Raw genomic sequence first — 21,291 nt, 5'->3', positions numbered from 1 at the left:
TTGGCGTCAGGTGGGTCAGCGCAGATGACTTAGTGTTGTTTTGCGCGCTTGATTGACCACATCCATAAACTGCTGTCTTAAATTTCGTCAGGGGTTCGCAGGTTAGTCACCGCGATGCGCTCTGCCTGTTTGCGTTCGCGCTCAGACTGCATATTGGCGCGATAAACCCCCTGATCGCCCACCACCCACGACAGCGGACGGCGCTCTTTGCCGATCGACTCCTGCAGCAGCAGCAGCGCCTGCATGTAGGCTTCCGGGCGCGGCGGGCAGCCAGGGATGTACACATCCACAGGCAGGAACTTATCAACGCCCTGCACCACGGAGTAGATGTCATACATGCCGCCGGAGTTGGCACAGGCACCCATTGAAATCACCCACTTAGGTTCCAGCATCTGGTCATACAGGCGCTGCACTACCGGGGCCATCTTGGTGAAGCAGGTCCCCGCCACCACCATGAAATCGGCCTGACGCGGCGACGCACGAATCACTTCCGAGCCAAAACGCGCCACATCGTGCACCGCAGTGAACGAAGTTGTCATTTCGACGTAGCAACAGGAAAGACCGAAGTTAAACGGCCAGAGTGAGTTTTTGCGCCCCCAGTTCACCATGTCGTGCATGGCGTGTTCCAGCTTGCCCATGTAGACGCTTTGATGAACGTGCTTTTCCAGGGGATCGGTGACGATCTCCTGTTTCTGCAGGGGATAACGGTCGTTTTCGCCGTTGGGGTCTACGCGAGTGAGCGTATAGTCCATGTGTTGTGCCTCGCTGTTACTGCGTATGACGATTGGAATGCGAAATGGTGGTCTTCTTCACATCAAAGCGACGACGGGGCGGTGCCCAGTCCAGCGCGCCGATGCGAACGAGGTAAACCAGGCCAGCAAGCAGAACCAAAATGAAAATGGCGGCTTCTACAAAGCCGACCCAGCCGCTTTCGCGAATGGCAGTCGACCATGCATAGAGATAGAGGGCCTCAACGTCGAAGATGACGAAGAACATCGCGACCAGATAGAACTTGGCGGACAGGCGCAGTTTGGCGCTGCCAACGGAGGCGATCCCGGATTCAAAAGGGGTATTTGTATGCCTTCCGCGGGCTTTTGAGCCGAGGAACCATGCTCCGGCTAACATCAGGCAGCAGAGGCCGATGGAGACGACGAGAAAAACAGCAAATGCCCAATGATGGGCGACGACTTCTGTGGTTGTTGACATACCTTTGCTTACTCACCAAAAGTGGTGTCTCGCGTCCTGCTCTATGCTGGCAGTTAACAACACCACAACGATTCAAGGGAAGAATGAAAAAACCTTATAAATTTTGCTGTCACCAGAGTAGCCAGCAACTTTATGGGGTTTTTTACTCCTTTCACTAACCTTTTGTCAACTTAGACAAATGTATTCGCACATTAATTTACAGCCGCAACACCACATTAACAATTAGTGCCTAAAAAAAGCGCTAAATCGTGTCAGTGGCATCATGTGATCATAGTGCAGCGAGCAAATCCTTGCAGGAAACAGGTCTATGAATTTGTCTATTTTGGCAGGATTAGTCACGTTTTCCTGCCCCTTAATGGGGTTATTTTTTTGATCCAGGACACACTTTTATCTTTTTCGCATCAAAAACAGGCGACTCGGGGGGGCTAAATCAATTCAATAATTGAACCAATTGATTCATACCAGGAAGGAAGAATGTCGATTTGGCTTAACGGCTGCTTTTGCAGCAGGTGAATGGCGAAATGCGCTTTAACCGGGAGGTTCAGACAGAATTAATCACAATAAAAAGACCTTTCGGTGAATATTTCACACGAAAGGCCTTTTTTAAACATTTAAACGGGCAGCAGCGACTGACTAATGAGAAAAATAATCGTTTACGTTAACAGTCACTCTTCTTCGTCAAGGAAGACGGCACCGTCAGTCGTCGGCGTCACCGCCAGGCTGTACGGATCGTTACCCGACTCCATTGCGTTGAAGATTGCCAGCGCCAGCTCGTTATCGCTCTGCGGATTACGGCACAGCAGGTACTCCGTATCCGGCAGCGGCGGCAGGCCTTCCGCCGCCCCCATCACGCGCAGTTCCGGGCTCATCATCTCGACCGGACGCGCCGTCACGCCGAGGCCGGCTTTCACCGCCGCGCGGACCGCCGCCAGCGTAGAGGCCACGTAGGAGATGCGCCACGGGATACCCGCTTCGTTCAGATGGTCGATGGCCATGTCACGGTACGGGCTTGGCTCATCCAGCAGCACCAGAGGAATCGCTTCGCCACGCTGGAAGATGTAATCCGCCGCGCAGTACCACAGCGTTGGCGAGGTACGCAGCACCTGCCAGGTAAAGTTACCCGGACTGGAAGTGGTCACCACCAGGTCGACCTCGCCCTGATTGAGCATCTCCATCATAAACGGATTGCGCTTCACCCGAACGTCAATCGCCAGTTTCGGATAGACCGAGGTAACGCGGTTAAGCAGGAACGGCAGGATGGTATCGGAGGTGTCGTCAGACGCCCCGATAGTCAGTACACCCTGAATGTTGCTGTACATCAGCGAGGTGCAGGCTTCATCATTGAAGCGCAGGATTTTTCTGGCGTAACCCAGTAGCTGAATCCCATGTTCCGTGAGCAGCTTATTACGCCCATGTCGGGCAAACAGCTCTTTGCCGACCAGTTGCTCCAGTCGTTGCATCTGCTGGCTGACTGCCGACTGCGTTCTGCAGACCGCCGCCGCCGCCGCCGCAAAGGTATTCAGATCGGCAACGGCAACAAAGGTTCTCAGCAGATCGAGGTCGAGATTGAGTATCGGACGATTTGCGTTAGTCATGTTTTTCTTCACTTTATAAGTTTTTTATACAAACAGCTACCCTGGTATTACCAGCCCTATCAATGGGATAAGGCGATAACTAGTGCGCAATGGCGATAGTGCTAAGCAATGAAACATTGCCCGATGCATTACTTTCATTCGCTGACGTGAAGGACCTGGTCTCCCGCCTGCACTGACACATCACGCGCCAGCCGCATCGCTAAAGTGGAAAAGGTTCTTCCGTCTGATACATCATTAATGCACGCAGTACTAACCCATAAGTTGCAGGAAGCCGCGTCGTTGTCGTTATTGCTCCCCCGAGATGACTCAATGACGTGTTGAGAGGGGGAATGATGGGTCTAAAACAACCCTGAAAATTAAATTACCAGAACGCTGTGGAAACAGCTAAAAAGTTAAGTGTCACTTAAGCTTCAGGGGTATAAAAAGCATTTTTTCATTCCCCGCGACACCGGCTCGCCCGCTACAAAGTCTCCTGAAAGGTATCCTGACATACTGCCGTCTACTTTTTAAGCCCCAGGATGATTATTCTCATCACTAAAGTATGATTTAGTCGGTCACCCGCCGAAAGCAGGCAAAAAATTGGGCAAATCCGATTTTTTTTGCCTTCGCTCTGGTGCCGGAGGCATAACGTCAAACCCGACCCGCCGGTCGTTCAACTTTTACACAATCGACGAATTGAGCAAAAAACAGACAGACAAATAAGGCTTGTTTGACTGTTTACTTTATCATTAATCCATCATTTTTTACCTAAACGGGAGAGTTACAGATACGTAGTCTGCCCTTGAGGGGGCAAGAGTCTATACCGGAACTGGCTCAGGCAGCTATTAGTATCGACGAACGCCGCTTTACAAGCACGAAATGTCACCTTAAACCCCTGTTCGTCACCACTCTGCCAGTTGCCGGAAAAAACGTCCTTTAACCTGTCAAAGCCTGCCGCCGCCCTTCAAAAGCACCGGGGAGAGGAGTACATTGTGTGATGTTTCAATTTTCCCGGCGGAAAATGGCTTTCTGCCAGTCAAGGTGACAGAAGATGACCCCAATTGATAAATCCAGCAAACTGGATAATGTGTGTTACGACATTCGCGGCCCGGTGTTGAAAGAAGCCAAACGCCTCGAAGAAGAAGGTAATAAAGTCCTAAAGCTGAACATCGGTAACCCTGCCCCCTTTGGTTTTGAAGCCCCGGACGAAATCCTGGTTGACGTGATCCGTAACCTGCCGAGCGCGCAAGGCTACTGCGACTCCAAGGGCCTCTACTCGGCGCGGAAAGCGATCATGCAGCACTACCAGGCACGCGGCATGCGTGACATGACCGTGGAAGATATCTATATCGGCAACGGCGTGTCAGAGTTGATTGTTCAGTCGATGCAGGCGCTGCTGAACAGCGGTGATGAGATGCTGGTCCCCGCCCCGGACTACCCGCTGTGGACCGCCGCCGTTTCGCTCTCCAGTGGCAAGGCCGTGCACTATCTGTGCGACGAATCTGCCGGCTGGTTCCCGGACCTCGACGATATCCGCAGCAAGATCACCCCGCGCACCCGCGGCATTGTGATCATTAACCCGAACAACCCGACCGGTGCGGTATACAGCAAAGAGCTGCTGCTGCAGGTGGTTGAGATCGCCCGCGAACATAACCTGATTATCTTCGCCGACGAAATCTACGACAAAATTCTGTATGACGCCGCCCAGCACCACTCGATTGCTGCGCTGGCGCCGGACCTGCTGACCATCACTTTTAACGGTTTATCAAAAACCTACCGCGTGGCGGGCTTCCGTCAGGGCTGGATGGTGCTGAACGGGCCGAAGAAACACGCCAAAGGCTATATTGAAGGGCTGGAGATGCTGGCCTCAATGCGCCTGTGCGCCAACGTCCCGGCGCAACACGCGATCCAGACCGCGCTCGGCGGCTATCAGAGCATTAGTGAATTTATTCAGCCCGGCGGCCGACTGTATGAACAACGCAACCGCGCATGGGAGCTGATTAATGAGATCCCCGGCGTCAGTTGCGTGAAGCCGCAGGGCGCGCTGTATATGTTCCCAAAAATTGACGCGAAAAAGTTCAACATCCACGACGACCAGAAGATGGTGCTGGACTTCCTGCTGCAGGAAAAAGTGCTGCTGGTGCAGGGCACCGCGTTTAACTGGCCGTGGCCGGATCACGTGCGCATCGTCACCCTGCCGCGCGTTGATGACCTTGAGATGGCGATTAACAAGTTTGGTCGCTTCCTCGGCGGATACCGCCAGCTGTAACCCCCGCGTTCCTTGTGTTTTCCGTACGTTAACAGAGAGCGGTAACCCCGCTCTCTGTCATTTCCAGCAGAGGCAACATCATGAACCAGAGTCATTTTTTCGCCCACCTCTCGCGCCTGAAGCTGATCAACCGCTGGCCGCTGATGCGCAACGTGCGCACCGAAAACGTCTCCGAGCACAGCCTGCAGGTGGCCATGGTCGCCCACGCGCTGGCGGTGATTAAAAATAAGAAATTCAACGGCAACCTCAACGCCGACCGTATCGCGATGATGGCCATTTATCATGATGCCAGCGAAGTGCTGACCGGCGACCTGCCGACGCCCGTTAAGTACTACAACGCGCAAATCGCCCACGAATACAAAAAGATTGAGAAGATTGCCCAGCAGAAGCTGATCGAAATGCTGCCGGAAGAGCTGCGTTCGGCCTGGGCACCGCTGATAGATGAGCAACAGCACAGCGAGGCGGAGACCGCCATCGTCAAACAGGCGGACGCGCTTTGCGCTTATCTGAAGTGCCTGGAGGAGCTGTCGGCGGGTAACAACGAGTTCCTGCTGGCCAAGGCGCGGCTGGAGAAAACCCTCGCCCAGCGCCACAGCCCGGAGATGGACTACTTTATGACCGTATTTGTGCCGAGCTTCAGCTTATCGCTGGATGAGATTAGTCAGGAGTCGCTGTAAGCCGCATCAGACACAGGGCAGGTCAGAAAAGAAAAAAAGCACTGAGAGGATAAATACTCAGTGCTCTGATGCTAGCTGAATCGGCGGTCAGTGGCGGCGGTGGACGTGCACGAAACCTTCTGCATCTTTATGGATAATCAGCTCTTCCAGCGAGCTCAGCGCCATATCCACGTCCTCAAGCCGCGGCGCGTCGGCCGGAGCGTTGACGGCGATCACGTGGCAGCCGGCGGCCAGCCCGGAAAGGATACCGGCGGCGGCGTCTTCCACCACCACGCACTGTTCCGGCTCCAGCTCCAGCAGCTGCGCGCCGAGCAGATAGGCGTCCGGCTCCGGCTTACCGCGCGTCACGCGCTCAGCGGTGACAAAGGCGTGCGGCTGCGGCAGCCCGGCCACGCGGTGACGGGCGCTGGCCACCGGCACCGATCCCGAGGTCACGATCGCCCAGGGAATAGCCAGCTCGTCGAGGGTCGCCAGCAGCGCCAGCGCCCCCGGCAGCGCCACGATCCCCTCCGTTTCGGTCGCTTCCAGCTGCTCCAGCCAGAGGAACTCGGCGCGGATCGCCTCTTCGGAGGCACCAGGCATAAAGTGGCGCAGCGAGGTAATCGCCTGCTTGCCGTGGATAAAGGCGAGGATCTCGTCCGCCGCAATACCGTGGCGTTCGCCCCAGATGATCCAGGACTGCTCAACCACCGCCAGCGAATCCACCAGCGTACCGTCTAAATCAAATAAAAAGCCTTTACTCTTCACTGCATGTTTCCTTATCGGGCGTCAGAGATCGTCGAGGAAGGTTTTATCCAGCTGCCTGAAGGCGCGCTTCAGCACGTCGGCCAGCGACTGATAGGTAGGTTTACCTTCAACCGGCGCAATCGCCTGCCCGGCGGCCTGCAGCTTATCGCGCACGTCGTTAAACCAGCTGAGCAGGGTCGGCGGCAGCGGCGTCACCGAACGCTTGCCCAGCCACCACAGCCCCTGCATCGGCAGACTGCAGGCGAACAGCGCGGTGGCAATCGCCGGGCCAAGCTGGCCGCCCAGTGCGATCTGCCAGCAGAGAGTGAAAATCGCCACCGGAGGCATAATCCGGATCGCGAAGCGCGTAACGCGCACGATACGATTTTCAGGAAACATTGGGGCCAGACGCTTGTCAGCAGGCCAGGTTTTCATATAGTGCTGGCCAAGCTGAAACAGCCTGAACCAACCCACGGAGCCGGACTCATTCGCCATGGCGGACCTCAACTTCTGTCATAAAAATTAAAAAAATTCTGCAACCTAACAACTTTACATAACATGATTCAAAACATTTTGTCTTTGTGAGCCACTGTGGTTATCCTGTGCGCGTTTTCGAACGCTGTGCGGATAGCCTGCGATCGACAATTTAACAGGTCATTAAAAAGCAGACAGCATTTAAAAAAATCCTGTAAAATATCCAAAAATTTTTGCGGATCGCGGGACAAAGCTGAGCTCAGTATGACTTCAGTCATTAATGTACCAGCTTTCATGCGCTACGCTTCACTGTGTGAGTTTATTTTCGCCACTTTTAATCTATAGGACCTTCCATGTCGAGTAAGTTAGTACTGGTTCTGAACTGCGGTAGTTCTTCCCTGAAGTTTGCGATTATCGATCCGTCCAACGGTGACGAGTATCTGTCAGGTCTGGCTGAATGCTTCCACCTGCCGGAAGCGCGCATCAAGTGGAAACTGGATGGCGCCAAACAGGAAGCGGCATTAGGTGCCGGCGCAGCCCACAGCGAAGCGCTGAACTTCATGGTTAACAATATTCTGGCACAAAAACCAGAACTCTCTGCGCAGATTACCTCAATCGGCCACCGCATCGTCCACGGCGGCGAGAAGCTGACCCAGTCAGTGGTGATTGACGAGTCGGTGATTCAGGGCATTAAAGACGCCTCCTCTTTCGCACCGCTGCACAACCCGGCACACCTGATCGGGATTGAAGAAGCGCTGAAAAACTTCCCGCAGCTGGCCGATAAGAATGTGGCAGTTTTCGACACCGCTTTCCATCAGACCATGCCAGAAGAGTCTTATCTTTACGCCCTGCCGTACAAACTTTACAAAGAGCATGGCGTACGTCGCTACGGCGCGCACGGTACCAGCCACTTCTATGTCACACAGGAAGCAGCTAAGGTTCTGAACAAGCCGGTCAACGAAGTGAACATCATCACCTGCCACCTCGGTAACGGCGGCTCCGTTTCCGCCATCCGTAACGGCGAGTGCGTAGACACCTCAATGGGCCTGACCCCGCTGGAAGGCCTGGTGATGGGCACCCGCAGCGGCGACATCGACCCGGCGGTGGTGTTCTTCCTGCACGACACCCTCGGCATGAGCGTGGACGCGATCAACAAGCTGCTGACCAAAGAGTCCGGCCTGCTGGGCCTGACCGAAGTCACCAGCGACTGCCGTTACGTGGAAGATAACTACGACAGCAAAGCGGATGCGAAACGCGCGCTGGACGTTTACTGCCACCGTCTGGCCAAGTACATCGGCTCTTACAGTGCGCTGATGGATGGCCGCCTGGATGCGGTGATCTTCACCGGCGGTATCGGCGAGAACTCGGCGCTGGTGCGCGAGCTGTCGCTGAACAAACTGGGCCTGCTCGGCTTTGCCGTGGATCACGACCGCAACCTGGCCGCCCGCTTCGGCAAGTCCGGCTTTATCAATAAAGAAGGCACCCGCCCGGCCATCGTGATCCCAACCAACGAAGAGTTGGTCATCGCGCAGGACGCCAGCCGCCTGACCGCTTAAATCGTCTCTCTCCGTCAGCCCAGGCTGACGGAGTTGTTTTCAGCGCCAGAACAGTTTGATTGTCCGCCCGGCGCACCGCGCACCAGGGCGGCGGTAAGAGAGGTAAATGTGTCCCGTACTATTATGTTGATCCCTACCGGCACCAGCGTCGGCCTGACCAGCGTCAGCCTGGGTGTAATCCGTGCGATGGAACGTAAAGGCGTGCGCCTGAGCGTGTTCAAGCCGATTGCCCAGCCGCGCAGCGGCGGTGATAACCCGGATCAGACCACCACCATCATCCGTAAAAACTCCTCCATCCCGGCCGCCGAGCCGCTGGCGATGAGCCGCGTGGAATCACTGCTGGGCGCTAACCAGCAGGACGTGCTGATGGAAGAGATCATTGCCCGTTACCACGCCAATACCCAGGATGCGGAAGTGGTGCTGGTGGAAGGCCTGGTGCCGACGCGTAAGCACCAGTTCGCCCAGGCGCTGAACTATGAGATCGCGAAAACGCTGAACGCGGAGATCGTCTTTGTCACCGCGCTGGGTAACGACTCGCCGGCGCAGCTGAAAGAGCGCATCGAAGTTACCCAGAGCAGCTTTGGCGGCAACAAGAACAAAAGCATCACCGGCGTTATCATTAACAAGCTGAACGCCCCGGTCGATGAGCAGGGTCGTACCCGCCCTGACCTGTCTGAAATCTTTGACGACTCCACCAAGGCCAGCGTGGCCAATGTCGATCCAAAGCAGCTGTTTGCCAACAGCCCGCTACCGGTGCTGGGCTGCGTGCCGTGGAGCTTCGAGCTGATCGCCACCCGTGCGATTGATATGTGCCGCCACCTGAACGCGCGCGTGATCAACGAGGGCGATATCGCCACCCGCCGCGTGAAGTCGGTGACCTTCTGCGCGCGCAGCCTGCCGCATATGCTGGAACACTTCCGTCCCGGCTCGCTGCTGGTGACCTCGGCCGACCGCCCTGACGTGCTGGTGGCCGCCTGCCTGGCGGCGATGAACGGCGTCGAGATCGGTGCCATCCTGCTGACCGGCGGTTACGCCATCGACGCACCGATTCAGAAGCTGTGTGAACGTGCCTTCCAGACCGGCCTGCCGGTGTTTATGGTCGACACCAACACCTGGCAGACCTCACTGAGCCTGCAGAGCTTCAACCTGGAAGTGCCGAGCGACGATACCCTGCGCGTCGAGCGCGTACAGGAGTACGTGGCCAGCCATATCGACGCCGAGTGGATCGAGTCGCTGACCGCCACCTCCGAGCGCAGCCGCCGCCTGTCACCACCGGCGTTCCGCTACCAGCTGACCGAGCTGGCGCGTAAAGCCGGCAAACGCATCGTGCTGCCGGAAGGCGACGAGCCGCGTACCGTGAAGGCCGCTTCAATCTGTGCCGACCGTGGCATCGCCACCTGCGTACTGCTGGGTAACCCGGAAGAGATCCAGCGCGTCGCCGCGGCGCAGGGCGTCGAGCTGGGCAAAGGCATCGAAATCGTTGACCCGGTGGTGGTGCGTGATAACTACGTGCCGCGCCTGGTTGAGCTGCGTAAAAGCAAGGGCATGACCGAAGTGGTGGCGCAGGAGCAGCTGGAAGACAACGTGATGCTCGGCACCATGATGCTGGAAGCGGGCGAAGTAGACGGCCTGGTCTCCGGTGCGGTGCACACCACCGCTAACACCATTCGTCCGCCGCTGCAGCTGATCAAAACCGCGCCAAACAGCTCGCTGGTGTCGTCGGTGTTCTTTATGCTGCTGCCTGAGCAGGTGCTGGTGTACGGTGACTGTGCGATCAACCCGGACCCGAACCCGGAGCAGCTGGCCGAGATCGCCATTCAGTCCGCCGACTCGGCGCTGGCGTTTGGCATCGAGCCGCGCGTGGCGATGATCTCCTACTCTACCGGTAACTCCGGTGCCGGCAGCGACGTGGAAAAAGTCCGCGAAGCCACCCGCATCGCCAAAGAGAAACGCCCTGACCTGGTGATCGACGGCCCGCTGCAGTATGACGCTGCAATCATGGACGACGTCGCCAAATCCAAGGCGCCAAACTCGCCGGTGGCCGGCCGTGCCACGGTGTTTATCTTCCCGGACCTGAACACCGGTAACACCACCTACAAAGCGGTACAGCGTTCAGCCGACCTGATCTCCATCGGGCCGATGCTGCAGGGTATGCGCAAGCCGGTCAACGACCTGTCACGCGGCGCGCTGGTGGACGATATCGTCTACACCATCGCCCTGACGGCGATTCAGTCTAAACAGGCTGAAGGCTAAGTTCTCGCGGCGTTAAGCGCCGCTGCTGAAAAAGGGTTTGTGGCTTGCCACAGGCCCTTTTTTTATGGCTGCATCCCCTCTCTGCGCAGGCTCCATCGCACGTTAAACGAAAATTAGTTTCTTATATTGTGAAGCTGCTTCAGGCGTAATTCAGACGTTTCAGTGATTTTCAGCAAGTTAAAACGTATTGTTCTTATATACCCCTTCGCATCATAACTACATAACTAACAGGGAGGAATAAGAAGCGATATGACATACTTTGACGAGTTATCAGCGTTCGGCTTACCCAGGGAGCAAGTAGCGAGATTCAGCGTCTGCGATATTCACTATGAGGTATTTTTTACAGAGATAACTAAAGAAAATTCTTATGATTGCGCCGCACTTCTACCAGCAGAATTGCTATTACCCACGTATGCGCATCACTATGATGTAAATTTCGACACCAAGAGTAACAGGTTAAATCACACGCCTTTCAAAAGAGTTGCACTGCTTCCACCCGGTAGCGGTACACGTGTAATGAAATGCGTTGAAAGAGTAATTTTTGATCACTATACTCAATTTAATGTCGGTCTTTACACTTTTTCCCCAGCCGACCATAAACTCATGAACCTGTATTGCCGGTTTATTTCCAGGAAAAGACTGACAGGATATACCATTGAAGTGGGACTTGACCCATCAGGGAGAGCAAATGTCTTACGAACACCCAGATTCTATGACCCATTATGAACAATACCGGGTTCGCCAGCAGGAACGTGCCGCCAGGCTAATCCGCGCCATTGAAGAAGGCAGAACCCGAACGGTTTCTTCCGACGATCCGGTTATTGAGGTTATTACGCCACGATCGGCTACGACAGAGCCAGAGCATGGCGAGGTATTTGCCTGGAATGCTGACACCGGTGAGATGATAAGGCTAAACAGGCGGGTGATATTACACAGGTCTGGTCAAAGCACTGAGCGCTAATTACTGGATCACGCAATCCACCAGGATAAATTGGCACTGCACGTTCACAAGGAATAGTCTGATGATTGATATTGCCGAATTTACCACACTTAACGCCAAAACCGATCCCGCCGTTAATATCGCGATATCGCGGCTGATTTCTAAGCAGGGCATCAACGCCTGTGGCTCAGAGATCAAGCGCGGTCATCGTATCGGCTGCCACAGCCACACGGTGGGTGAAGAGTGGTACATCGTGCTGTCTGGCGAGGGCGAAATCTGGACAGCCGACGTGAAAGGGCAGCAGCTGCACAAAAAACGTGTCAATCCGGTAAAAGCAGGGTCAGTGTTCTGCATCTATCCCAGCACCGCCCACCAGATGCGGGCGATCACCGATCTGAGCTTTCTGTTTCTCTGCCCGGAATCACACGTTTCCAGTGACAGAACGTTGTTTGATGACCTGATTGACCCGGTCTGCCTTTAAGGTTAAACACGGTATTTCGGAAGAAAGCCAGAAAACTGGCCCGTAAAATCTGGTCAGCTTTCATTAATCAATTGACACGTCCTGAGTTGCCGATGATATGGGCGAACGACTTATCACTTCTTCTCGACCCATGCATTAAGCTGAAGGTTAAAGACTTTGTCTGCTGACTTAATCATTTCGGGCCGATGAGCAACAAAAATACGGGTTATTGGCAGACGACTAATAGAACGGGTAATTTTTTGCTCGTTGTCAATATCAAGGTCACTTGTTGCCTCATCAAGCAGCAAAACTCCGGGTTGTCGGTACAGCGCCCTGGCGATAGAAATACGTTGCCGTTGCCCACCTGAAAGGGTACTACCAATATCCCCAAGCATCGATTCATAACCCAGTGGAAACGTACTTATTTCTTCGTCAATTGCTGCATAACTGGCGCATTCAGCCATGCGCTCCAAATCCGGAGACTCTGAAAATCCGGTGATATTTTTCTGTAGGGTGCCCGCTAACAATTTGTCGTCCTGCATGACAAATGCGACATGTTCCCTGATAGCTCTTTTTCCGATACTGGACATACTCACCCCGTTAATAAAAATATCACCATTTGTGGGTTCATACAGCCCTGCAAGCACATGCAGAAACGTTGACTTACCACACCCAGAGGGACCAATGATGGCTACGCTTTCACCGGGCATCACCTCGATATTTATATTTTCAAATATATTAGATTCGGTTGGCGAATGACGGAACGATAAATTCCGCATCACAACATGTCCATTCAACTGCGCCGGGGATCTTTCTTCCTCAATTTTTTCTACGGGTGAAACAGCAATATCAGTGAGGCGCTGACTGTGCATGGATACCAGGCAGAAGTCAGAAACTGCGTTGACCAGTTTCACGGTGCGAGTTATCACCATGTCGGCATACAGCATCACTGCCAATAATGCACCAGTAGTTATCCCTTTATCAAATCCTAAGGCGCCCATGCTAAGCACGTAGATCCCCGAGAAGCCGATCAGAAGTACGGCCGCTGTGTTGGTCATAAGGTCAAGTTTAAATAGCTGGTTTCCTGCATGTGTGCTATTGACGACGTGATTTACCCACTCATGTCGACGAACGGGTGTCAGGTTAAGCATTTTGATAGCACTGATAGCTCTCACGGTCTCAAGAAAATGGGATGACTGAACCGCTTCAAAAGCGATATGTTCAATTTTACGGGTTCGGTATATAGAGAACAGGACTGCTTTCAGGGCGGCATATCCTGCAGCAGCAACTAACGGACCAATAGCCAGGAGAGGTGAATAGGTAAGAATGATAGCAATTGAAATGAAGATCACAATCGCATCAAGTAAGGAGGCTACCATATCAGCCGTAAAAGCTTCCTGGATGGCGGTCAGTGACTGGAAACGGGAGGCTATATCACCAGTATGCCGTTTTTCAAAAAAAGGCAGAGTGAGCTGTATAAGTCTGTTAAAGAACATTTCAGCCCACTTCACACCAAGCATATAACGAAGGTTCATTAATATCCAGGCGCGCACCACGGAAAAAGCGGACTTAATCAAAAGCGCAGCAATAACTACGATCCCGACAAAAAATATCCCTTCACGATCCGATGACCGAACAAGAGTATCAATAGTAAATTGTGACGCAGCGGGCACTGCAACAGAAAGCAGCTCCACCAGAGCAGAAAGCACGAGAACACCGGAAAAAATACGCGTCAGCCCCCTAACTCCACGGAAAAGGTCAGATACAGTCACATTCATTTTCAACGGTTTTTTGTCGAATGTTTCCGCTGGCCATGCTTCCATTATGATACCAGTAAATTTGTCCGATAATTCACGCAATGAGATACTGCGACGACCAATAGCAGGATCATGAATAACCGCCCCCCGATACGTCACTTTCACTAAAACCACAAAGTGATTGAATGACCAGTGAAGAATGACCGGACGGCTGAGCGAGCGAAGTTCGTCAAGCTCTACTCTTGAAGCGCGAGCCGTCATCCCCACCTGCTCAAATGCAGTGATAATTTCGCGCAGTGTCATTCCGTGGCTGGTTGTTCCATGGAGGGTACGTGCAGATGCGAGATCTACGTGTTTGCCGAAATAGCCCGTAATCATAGCCAAACATGCCAGCCCGCACTCATTTGTTTCTGACTGTAAAATCAGCGGTGTTTTTTGCAAGAAAAAAAACATTTATCAACTCTCAACCGTAATGCGGTTAATACTCTGTTTCACTGGAGAAAAAATCCATTCCCAGATGCGCCGATGCGTGGTCAATATATCTGCCTCAACTTCTACGCCAGCAGGGAGAATGCGCGTACCGGCATCTGGAACAATCAGCACTCGAAAACGACGATTATTGCCGGTAAGCGCCTCAGGGCTCGCACTTATAGCCGCAACAGTGCCGGGAACTTTCCCAAACCATTCCCAGGGTAGTGATGCAACCCGCATCAGAACATGCTGCCCTGTTTTCACTTCCTGCAGCGCAGACGGTGGAATCCACATTTCAACAAACGGACGCGCGTTCTCAGGTACCACAACTGCGGCAATCGCGCCCGCTGTCACTCTCTGACCTTCGAGTATACTCATAGAGGCGATGACACCATTAAGTGGGGCCACAAGACGGGATTCCACCACTGCAGATGCATTAATCACCTGCTGTTGCAGGGTGACTTTCTGCTGTTGTATCTCTGTGAGGGACTGTTTTTCCTGTGACCCTGAACGGGCTAACTCGTCCACTAACTGAAGCCGTTCCCCCTGTGCGCGTGCGATGTTAATCCGATACATATTCAGTTGAGCTACGGAAATATGATATTCATTTTCACGCTCAATTTTTTCCTGTACTGTAGTGACACCTTTTCGAAGCAACTGTTGGTAAAATGCCATCCGTTTTTTCAGACTGACACTATGTTCTAATTCGGCAGCAACTGCGGTCCGGATCGCTGAAATCTCAACTTCTTTAGTGTGGATTTTCTCACCTAAACGTTGACGTTCTTCACTTCCTTCTTTGCGCCGTTCCACCTCTCGCTTTTGCAATCCAGCTATTTGGCGCTGTGCTGCATCCTGCAGAGCCTGATTCATACCACCTCCGACATAGGTTACATCGCGCGAAAGTGTTGCGATTATGTCCCCTTTTTTTACTCTTTCCCCCTGACGTACCTTGATACGGACTATTACTCCATCCTGAATAAATACCGCCTCAGCAGCGGCAGGTTCATATATCACCCGACCACTAACAGGCACCCTCTGTGCATAGGTGGTAAATAAAAGGAGGGTAGTCACCAGAAAAACAATAACGGCGCACCACAGAGCGATTGGTAGCACTGATGGAGCTGACACGGTGAAATCACCAAGCCACGCATTATTTTTATATTGTGTCGCCTCGGAGCGAAAAATAGAATTATCTTTAGACATAGTATTAGTGACTGAGATACAACATACTTTCAGTAAAATTTAATATCACTTGACTCCCTCGCATAAATTCACATCGAATACACCATAAAAATTCAGATAAACATTAAAATTGAGCAAGCAATTAACTACCCATACGGAATTTTTTTCACCACCAGATGCATCATCAAACGATGAGATGCTTACTGGGTTACATTTAAACCTGAATAATCCATTCGACTTTCTAAAAAACATTTACAAACATGAACGACCTCCCAACATATACCTTTCTTTAACTTTAGCACCTCGATGCGTAAAATGGATTTTTTATTATTCCTTTTCATTTATAAAAACTTTTTTATTTTTGAAATCAATAATTATTGATCTATTTTTTAGCAGGTTATTTCCTATCAAACCATCAATTTTATCCATATGTTTGAAATCCCCAGAAACTATGACTGCACCAAACATTATAGAACTCCCTTTTTTTGAACTAATTGTGAGCTGTGTTGCAGTGCAATCATTATTGTTCATTTCCGGATCCACTGTTAAACAACTAACCAACTGGTAGTCTTTCAACCTTTCCTCCCATATTACTGACACAGTGGCTCCGGTGTCTAAAATCATATGATATGTATTACCCGCATGTTTCACCTCGAATAACAAACCATCACTGGTCAAATTAAAGCTATATTCTTTGTAGCTTTCCTTTAACTCATCAAGCTTTATATTTTTAGAAATTATTAAAGACTTTGATGCATAGTCCAGAGTGATAATTTTTTCTTTAAAAGCGCCAAGCCCAATCACTGAGCTCTTTGGAAGAGCACCTTTACCTGAAACCATCAATCCCCAAGGTTTAAAGGGAGTAATCATGACATCATCAAAAATCAACCCACTTAAATTAATCCTCTTCGCCAAATATTGAGTATTTTTTTGAATCCGGCCGCTTCCATCGGTACTTAGATAATCCTTAATCCTCTTCAATCCTTTTAAATTTTTCATTTCAGATTCCTTCAAATGGAAACCTAAAGTTGAACCTGTATCAATCATAGCATCAACATCATGTCCGTTAATTAAAAACACTGCGTGCGGGGTTTTATATTCATCAAAAGTCAGATCAAGATTAATGGAATTAGCACCATTAGCACAACAAGAAAAAGAAAGCAATGTTAGAGTTGTCTTTAAAATGCCGAGTGAAATAGATCTATTTTTTTTCATACACTAATCTCTTTTTTTTCAATATTTTTTATTATTGTTTCCTCTTCGATACCACTTGCTAGTAGATGAGCGACTGCACGACTCAGAAATATTTTCATTGAACTGCAAAATATTGTTTTATTATTAAACCTCCCATCTAAAGAAAACCTATTAACTAAACGCCCGCCATGACAAATATTACTCCATAGACAACCATGACAACCTGCAGGTAATACTGCGTTTAAATAAATATATTCTTTAAAGTTATTGTGTTCGAATACATCAGAAAGTGACATTTCATCTACGTGACCTAATGCATCAAATATTTTATCTGATGTTGAGCGTAAAGTATCATCTATACGAATAATCCCATCAGAAGTTACTGTAAAAGCATAGGCCGATTCTACATTAGCACTCATTCCGAGGACTCTACTAAATTGGTGATTAAGCATCGTCCCAAGGTAAGTGTTAAATATTCTAACAAACACCCCAGAGTTTCCATCTGAGAACCATTCATCTAACGCTTCAGTAAGAAACATTCCAATTCCTTGACTATCAACTTCATCATTATGGTGATCGTCGGGAATAAGGAAATCTATACGTTTACAATCTAGTACATCGACAAAATGTCGATAAATCTCGGCCCCGTTGGCTTTAGCGTTAGCTACAGAAAGTATTCCTGGCTCCCCTGGTATTCTGCCTGATTCCCACGCATCTTGAAGTAATCTGAATCCTTTTATTGTTCCCTCATAAGTACTTTTTCCTTTACGGTCTAGCCGATGGCGATCATTGATATGCTTAGGTCCATCAACAGATATGCTTACGTGTACTTTATGTTTTTCAAACAACACTATCCATTCTTCATCAATTAGAATACCATTAGTTTGCAGTGCTAATTCAAGTTTTGAATTGGAATAATTCCCACCCTTCAGAATTTCACACATTTCATCGAAGCGACTCTTTTTTATCATTAACGGTTCGCCACCATGAAAATCCACCTGTAAAACATTTATTTCATACTCTTTCACAGAACGTTCAAAAAAACCCCTCAAAGATAATATATTACTCATGGATATTACTGGATTACTCTCAGTGGCAAGTTGGTTCCCCATATTGAAAACATAACAATAGTCACAATTTATATTACATCTTTCACTTATTTTAAGTATTATTTCAAGATGTTTTATTTTTTCTTTATTAGCGCCCATGACTATCCTCCTTGGTAGACGTAAATGGGGGGTGTTACCCCCCATTGATACTGCTTAGAACCGCTTAGGCCAGTTTGCGAATGCATTAACCCAGCCACCCGAAACCGTATCCAGCAAGCCATCAACAAGTGCTTTTCGTTCTGCCTTTTTGGTCACAACATCGACATCGGTCAGTTGACAATTATTACGTTCAATTTCACGCTTTAGTGTTTTCATATCATTTCCTCTTGAACGGTTATGCTAGCGAATTATTTTCAACCAGCATTCACAGGGTACTTGGTAATATTGCATATGCAAACTATTTTAACCTGCCAACAGGTAAATTTCGTAAAACATAGCATATTTTCTTCTTATCTAATTATTTTCTTTATTAGGTCACTTAATAGCATACATATCCGATGAGCAATGGGGTTTTGTCGGGAGTAAAGTCCGGAAGAACTGACTCTGGTACGAATACAACACCAAAAATGGCGGCGTTCTGGTTTATAGTTTGGACCGCGCACGGATGATACCTGTCGTTAACTACTGATTCTGTTCACACCGTTTAATATCGGTGTAACATCAAGCGTATGGTTCGCCGATGCATCTGCTTCTCGCGCGCTGATGAGCTGTATGAGAAGTCATTGAAATTTTCATTGAAAAATATATTTAACAATAATATAAAACATTAAATAAAAATCATAATATGACAAAAATCCACGAAGGATACATAAAAATCATATTATCCGAAAGGCATTTGAGTGCCATTTTATCAATTCATTAAACCTCTACCAATGGCAGTGACCCCGAACGTTTGAAAAAACTTTGTGGGATATAGTTAGTGATATTATTATCATGACAGAAATCAAATAAGCTACGCTTGTTATTGACGCCAATTTTCTCATACATATTTTGCACATAATTCCCGACAGTGCGCTGAGATAACCCCAGACAACTGGCGGTCTCCTTCACCGTGTAGGTCTGCAACAGATAGAACAGGATTTCCCATTCACGATCGCTGAACAGCGCTGAAGGTGGCGTAAAAACCAGAGATGTCGGTATTTTTATTTTTTTCAGACGCGTAAGGACAATATTTTCCACCGGCCTGCCATGCCAGACAGTCCCCCGGCACGCGCCAGTTGCATCATATAGCGGAAACTTGTCGAAGAACCAGGGCTGCAGGTAGTCATGATTTTCATAAGCATGCACTTCCAGCGAGGTAACCTTATCACCCGACTCTTCGGTACGACGATCATGGCGACGAAATTCGTTGCCAAACTCAGACAGGCTACAGGGCAGTTCTTCATCAACACGCCCTTCGTAATCAAACTGTTCGCTGATGCCTAATAACCTGCTCTGTCTCTTATTCACAAAAACAAACTGTGACTCACGATTTTTTATCCCCCAGGGTTCATTACTTTGACTAAAAAAGTGAATCATTGACGCGAGTATTTCCTTCATTCCATTGTCGTTCATCATCCCGCCTCCCGAATATCTGCTTGTAAAAAGACTATCAATGTTCGCTCACTGATAAATTCATCAACCCGTTGAACTTAACAGTCAGGATACGCAACTTCCCTGTTGCGGAAAATTAAGAGGTTCACAGAAACGAAATTATGGATTTAATCCTATTGTTCCATGTTCTAACGGTTCTGTTCAGCCGGCTGTTTGCTCTTAAAAACCGGCCATTTCTTTACCTGACCCTGTTCATCAAAATAGCGCTCCGGCCAGATTTCCTGCGGGGTTGTGCCCAGCGCGAGGGCAATGATCAGTTCGCCTTTCGGCCAGGGTTTGACCAGCGCGTTAGCCAGCGTGCCGGATGCCAGCCCGTGCTCTACGGACAGCGCTGCCAGCGATCCTTTGCATTTGCGAATGGCCGCCAGAATATCCTGGCGGTGCCAGTTTTTTCGCGTTTGATTATCCATTGTGTCTCTCCCTGAGTTCCGGTTGGGGCCGGAGCATGGCGCAGCCAACGCCGGCCTGGAACGGTTAATTCAAACCCAGGCAGCCGCTCAGGAACAGGGTAATATTAACTCCATTCCGCGCGTTAAAACGCATGTTCTTACCGGCAGGATCGTGCGCCATCCTTGTATCTTGAATCTTGTAGTGGGTGGTGGTTAGCTACCACCATCTGAAACAGGGTGAATTTGATACATCCATAAGGTTATGACCTTGTCGTACAGCCTAAATCCCCTGTTTCGCCTTTCACGCCAGCATAGACTTTGAACGGTTGCCGGGAGCACTGACTCCGCATGCACAAGGATAATGGGCGTGATGGTTATATGTGAAAGGAGACGCATGATGATCCAGTTAGGTATTGACGTTGGAAAAAGTAAAATCGACCTCTGCCTGCTGCCCGATGGTCCCGACGGCAGGAAGAAAACGAAAGTACTGAGCAATGGTCCCCGGGTTGCAGCGGCCGTTCTTGAATGGGTTGTGGCCAGGAAAGTGAACGTGGCCGACCTGCAGGTCGTTCTGGAACCCACGGGCACCTATCACGAGCATCTGGCCTTTGGCCTTTACGACCAGGGCGTCAGAGTGGTTATCGCTAATCCGGCCCGCGTGAGGAACTTTGCTAACGGCATGGGGATCCTGACGAAAACGGACCGGGTGGATGCGTTTGTTCTTGCCTGCTACGGTGAGCTGAGAAAGCCCGAAGCGTGGAAGGCACCTCCTAAAGAAATCAGTGAGCTGAAGGCGCTACTGAGCAGACGGGATGCTCTGCTTAAGGATGCGATGCGGGAAGACAACCGGCTGGAAAAAATCCTGTCAACGCGACCTTCTCCTCTGGTTGAAACCTCCGTTCGTAAGATGATAGCCGTGTTGTACGGCGAACTTAACGCGGTGGAAAAACTCATTGATGAACATATCAACAGGTATCCCGGCCTTAAGCGTGACCTGGATCTGCTCACGTCCATCAAAGGCGTGGGGCGTCAGATCGGTCCGAACATGCTGGTCGCCCTGAAAAGCCACGACTTTGAGAGTGCCCAACAGGCCGCAGCCTGGTTTGGTCTTGTACCTAAGGAGAAGCGTTCAGGCACCTCGGTACACTATCGCGCCCGGCTGTCGAAAAACGGCCCCGCACACCTGCGGGCAAAACTGTTTATCGGCGCACTGGTTGCGGTGAAGTATAACAAGCCAATGAAGGCCCTCTACGAACGGCTGCAGGCAGGGGGCAAATGTAAGATGTCGGCGCTCGGAGCGGTGATGCGAAAGCTGGTTCATCAGTGCTTCGGGGTGCTGAAACATCAACGCTGCTACGATGAAAATTATGGTGCAGTGGGTTGACGTTCAAGACGGTAGCTGTACGCTGAAAATGTGCACATCACACGCCTGCCGCACTGCGTCGTCATTCACCAGGACAG

The 21,291-nt window shown here is 50.5% G+C and carries 19 protein-coding genes; 7 read left to right on the top strand and 12 right to left on the bottom strand.

Annotated features, from left to right (window positions below):
- Window positions 1–77 precede the first annotated feature (77 nt).
- The 3 genes from GKQ23_RS08310 to lrhA all read right to left on the bottom strand — a co-directional run bounded on the left by GKQ23_RS08310 (window position 78) and on the right by lrhA (window position 2,801).
- A complete protein-coding gene (locus GKQ23_RS08310) occupies window positions 78–752 on the bottom strand; it encodes an NADH-quinone oxidoreductase subunit B family protein (RefSeq protein ID WP_056239505.1) in 675 nt (224 codons plus the stop codon).
- Between the two features lie 16 nt (window positions 753–768).
- Window positions 769–1,206, bottom strand: coding sequence for an NADH-quinone oxidoreductase subunit A (locus tag GKQ23_RS08305; protein ID WP_056239504.1), 438 nt, complete (start codon window positions 1,204–1,206; stop codon window positions 769–771).
- A gap of 665 nt (window positions 1,207–1,871) precedes the next feature.
- On the bottom strand, window positions 1,872–2,801 hold the full coding sequence (gene lrhA / locus GKQ23_RS08300; RefSeq protein WP_056239501.1) for a transcriptional regulator LrhA: 930 nt from the start codon (window positions 2,799–2,801) through the stop codon (window positions 1,872–1,874).
- A 1,030-nt stretch (window positions 2,802–3,831) separates the two neighbouring features.
- Here lrhA and GKQ23_RS08295 point away from each other — a divergent pair.
- Window positions 3,832–5,049: a pyridoxal phosphate-dependent aminotransferase gene (locus GKQ23_RS08295; protein ID WP_056239498.1), complete on the top strand. Its 1,218-nt coding sequence runs from the start codon at window positions 3,832–3,834 to the stop codon at window positions 5,047–5,049.
- 80 nt (window positions 5,050–5,129) lie between these two features.
- Entirely contained in the window at window positions 5,130–5,726 is a 597-nt protein-coding gene (gene yfbR / locus GKQ23_RS08290; protein ID WP_056239495.1) for a 5'-deoxynucleotidase, read from the top strand.
- Window positions 5,727–5,813: 87 nt separating this feature from the next.
- Here the strand turns inward: yfbR and GKQ23_RS08285 are convergent, their stop codons facing one another.
- Window positions 5,814–6,473 carry a sugar phosphatase gene (locus GKQ23_RS08285; RefSeq protein ID WP_056239492.1) on the bottom strand — a complete coding sequence of 220 codons (660 nt, stop codon included), beginning with the start codon at window positions 6,471–6,473 and terminating at the stop codon, window positions 5,814–5,816.
- Window positions 6,474–6,494: 21 nt separating this feature from the next.
- Window positions 6,495–6,947, bottom strand: coding sequence for a terminus macrodomain insulation protein YfbV (yfbV, locus tag GKQ23_RS08280; RefSeq protein ID WP_056239488.1), 453 nt, complete (start codon window positions 6,945–6,947; stop codon window positions 6,495–6,497).
- A 332-nt stretch (window positions 6,948–7,279) separates the two neighbouring features.
- Here yfbV and ackA point away from each other — a divergent pair, with 332 nt between their 5' ends.
- The 4 genes from ackA (at window position 7,280) to GKQ23_RS08260 (ending at window position 12,156) form a co-directional block, all read left to right on the top strand.
- A complete protein-coding gene (ackA, locus tag GKQ23_RS08275; RefSeq protein WP_056239486.1) occupies window positions 7,280–8,482 on the top strand; it encodes an acetate kinase in 1,203 nt (400 codons plus the stop codon).
- Between the two features lie 108 nt (window positions 8,483–8,590).
- Window positions 8,591–10,735 (top strand): phosphate acetyltransferase, encoded by a 2,145-nt coding sequence (gene pta / locus GKQ23_RS08270; protein ID WP_101505249.1) that lies wholly within the window; start codon window positions 8,591–8,593, stop codon window positions 10,733–10,735.
- Between the two features lie 688 nt (window positions 10,736–11,423).
- Window positions 11,424–11,696, top strand: coding sequence for a hypothetical protein (locus GKQ23_RS08265; protein ID WP_212410263.1), 273 nt, complete (start codon window positions 11,424–11,426; stop codon window positions 11,694–11,696).
- 61 nt (window positions 11,697–11,757) lie between these two features.
- Window positions 11,758–12,156 (top strand): cupin domain-containing protein, encoded by a 399-nt coding sequence (locus tag GKQ23_RS08260; protein ID WP_212410262.1) that lies wholly within the window; start codon window positions 11,758–11,760, stop codon window positions 12,154–12,156.
- Window positions 12,157–12,269: 113 nt separating this feature from the next.
- Here the strand turns inward: GKQ23_RS08260 and GKQ23_RS08255 are convergent, their stop codons facing one another.
- From GKQ23_RS08255 to GKQ23_RS08225, 7 genes are all read right to left on the bottom strand, one after another.
- Window positions 12,270–14,345, bottom strand: coding sequence for a peptidase domain-containing ABC transporter (locus tag GKQ23_RS08255; protein WP_212410261.1), 2,076 nt, complete (start codon window positions 14,343–14,345; stop codon window positions 12,270–12,272).
- 3 nt (window positions 14,346–14,348) lie between these two features.
- Window positions 14,349–15,566, bottom strand: a complete 1,218-nt coding sequence (locus tag GKQ23_RS08250; protein WP_212410260.1) for an HlyD family secretion protein — start codon at window positions 15,564–15,566, stop codon at window positions 14,349–14,351.
- A 306-nt stretch (window positions 15,567–15,872) separates the two neighbouring features.
- The gene (locus GKQ23_RS08245; RefSeq protein ID WP_212410259.1) at window positions 15,873–16,760 is read right to left on the bottom strand and encodes a hypothetical protein; all 888 of its coding nucleotides are present in this window, start codon (window positions 16,758–16,760) and stop codon (window positions 15,873–15,875) included.
- Window positions 16,757–17,947, bottom strand: coding sequence for a cyclophane-forming radical SAM/SPASM peptide maturase XyeB (gene xyeB, locus GKQ23_RS08240; RefSeq protein WP_212410258.1), 1,191 nt, complete (start codon window positions 17,945–17,947; stop codon window positions 16,757–16,759). Before xyeB ends, GKQ23_RS08245 begins: the two co-directional genes overlap by 4 nt.
- 54 nt (window positions 17,948–18,001) lie before the next feature.
- A complete protein-coding gene (gene xyeA, locus GKQ23_RS08235; protein ID WP_212410257.1) occupies window positions 18,002–18,163 on the bottom strand; it encodes a XyeA family cyclophane-containing RiPP triceptide in 162 nt (53 codons plus the stop codon).
- Between the two features lie 543 nt (window positions 18,164–18,706).
- Window positions 18,707–19,405 (bottom strand): helix-turn-helix transcriptional regulator, encoded by a 699-nt coding sequence (locus GKQ23_RS08230; RefSeq protein ID WP_249168489.1) that lies wholly within the window; start codon window positions 19,403–19,405, stop codon window positions 18,707–18,709.
- A 164-nt stretch (window positions 19,406–19,569) separates the two neighbouring features.
- A complete protein-coding gene (locus GKQ23_RS08225; protein WP_212410256.1) occupies window positions 19,570–19,851 on the bottom strand; it encodes a helix-turn-helix transcriptional regulator in 282 nt (93 codons plus the stop codon).
- A gap of 376 nt (window positions 19,852–20,227) precedes the next feature.
- Here GKQ23_RS08225 and GKQ23_RS08220 point away from each other — a divergent pair, with 376 nt between their 5' ends.
- Complete coding sequence (locus GKQ23_RS08220) at window positions 20,228–21,214, top strand: IS110 family transposase (protein WP_212411678.1); 987 nt, start codon at window positions 20,228–20,230, stop codon at window positions 21,212–21,214.
- Window positions 21,215–21,291 lie beyond the last annotated feature (77 nt).

Origin of the sequence: Erwinia sp. E602 (genome assembly GCF_018141005.1) — a bacterium.
Lineage (GTDB): Bacteria > Pseudomonadota > Gammaproteobacteria > Enterobacterales > Enterobacteriaceae > Erwinia.
This window is presented reverse-complemented; position numbering and strand designations above follow the sequence as displayed.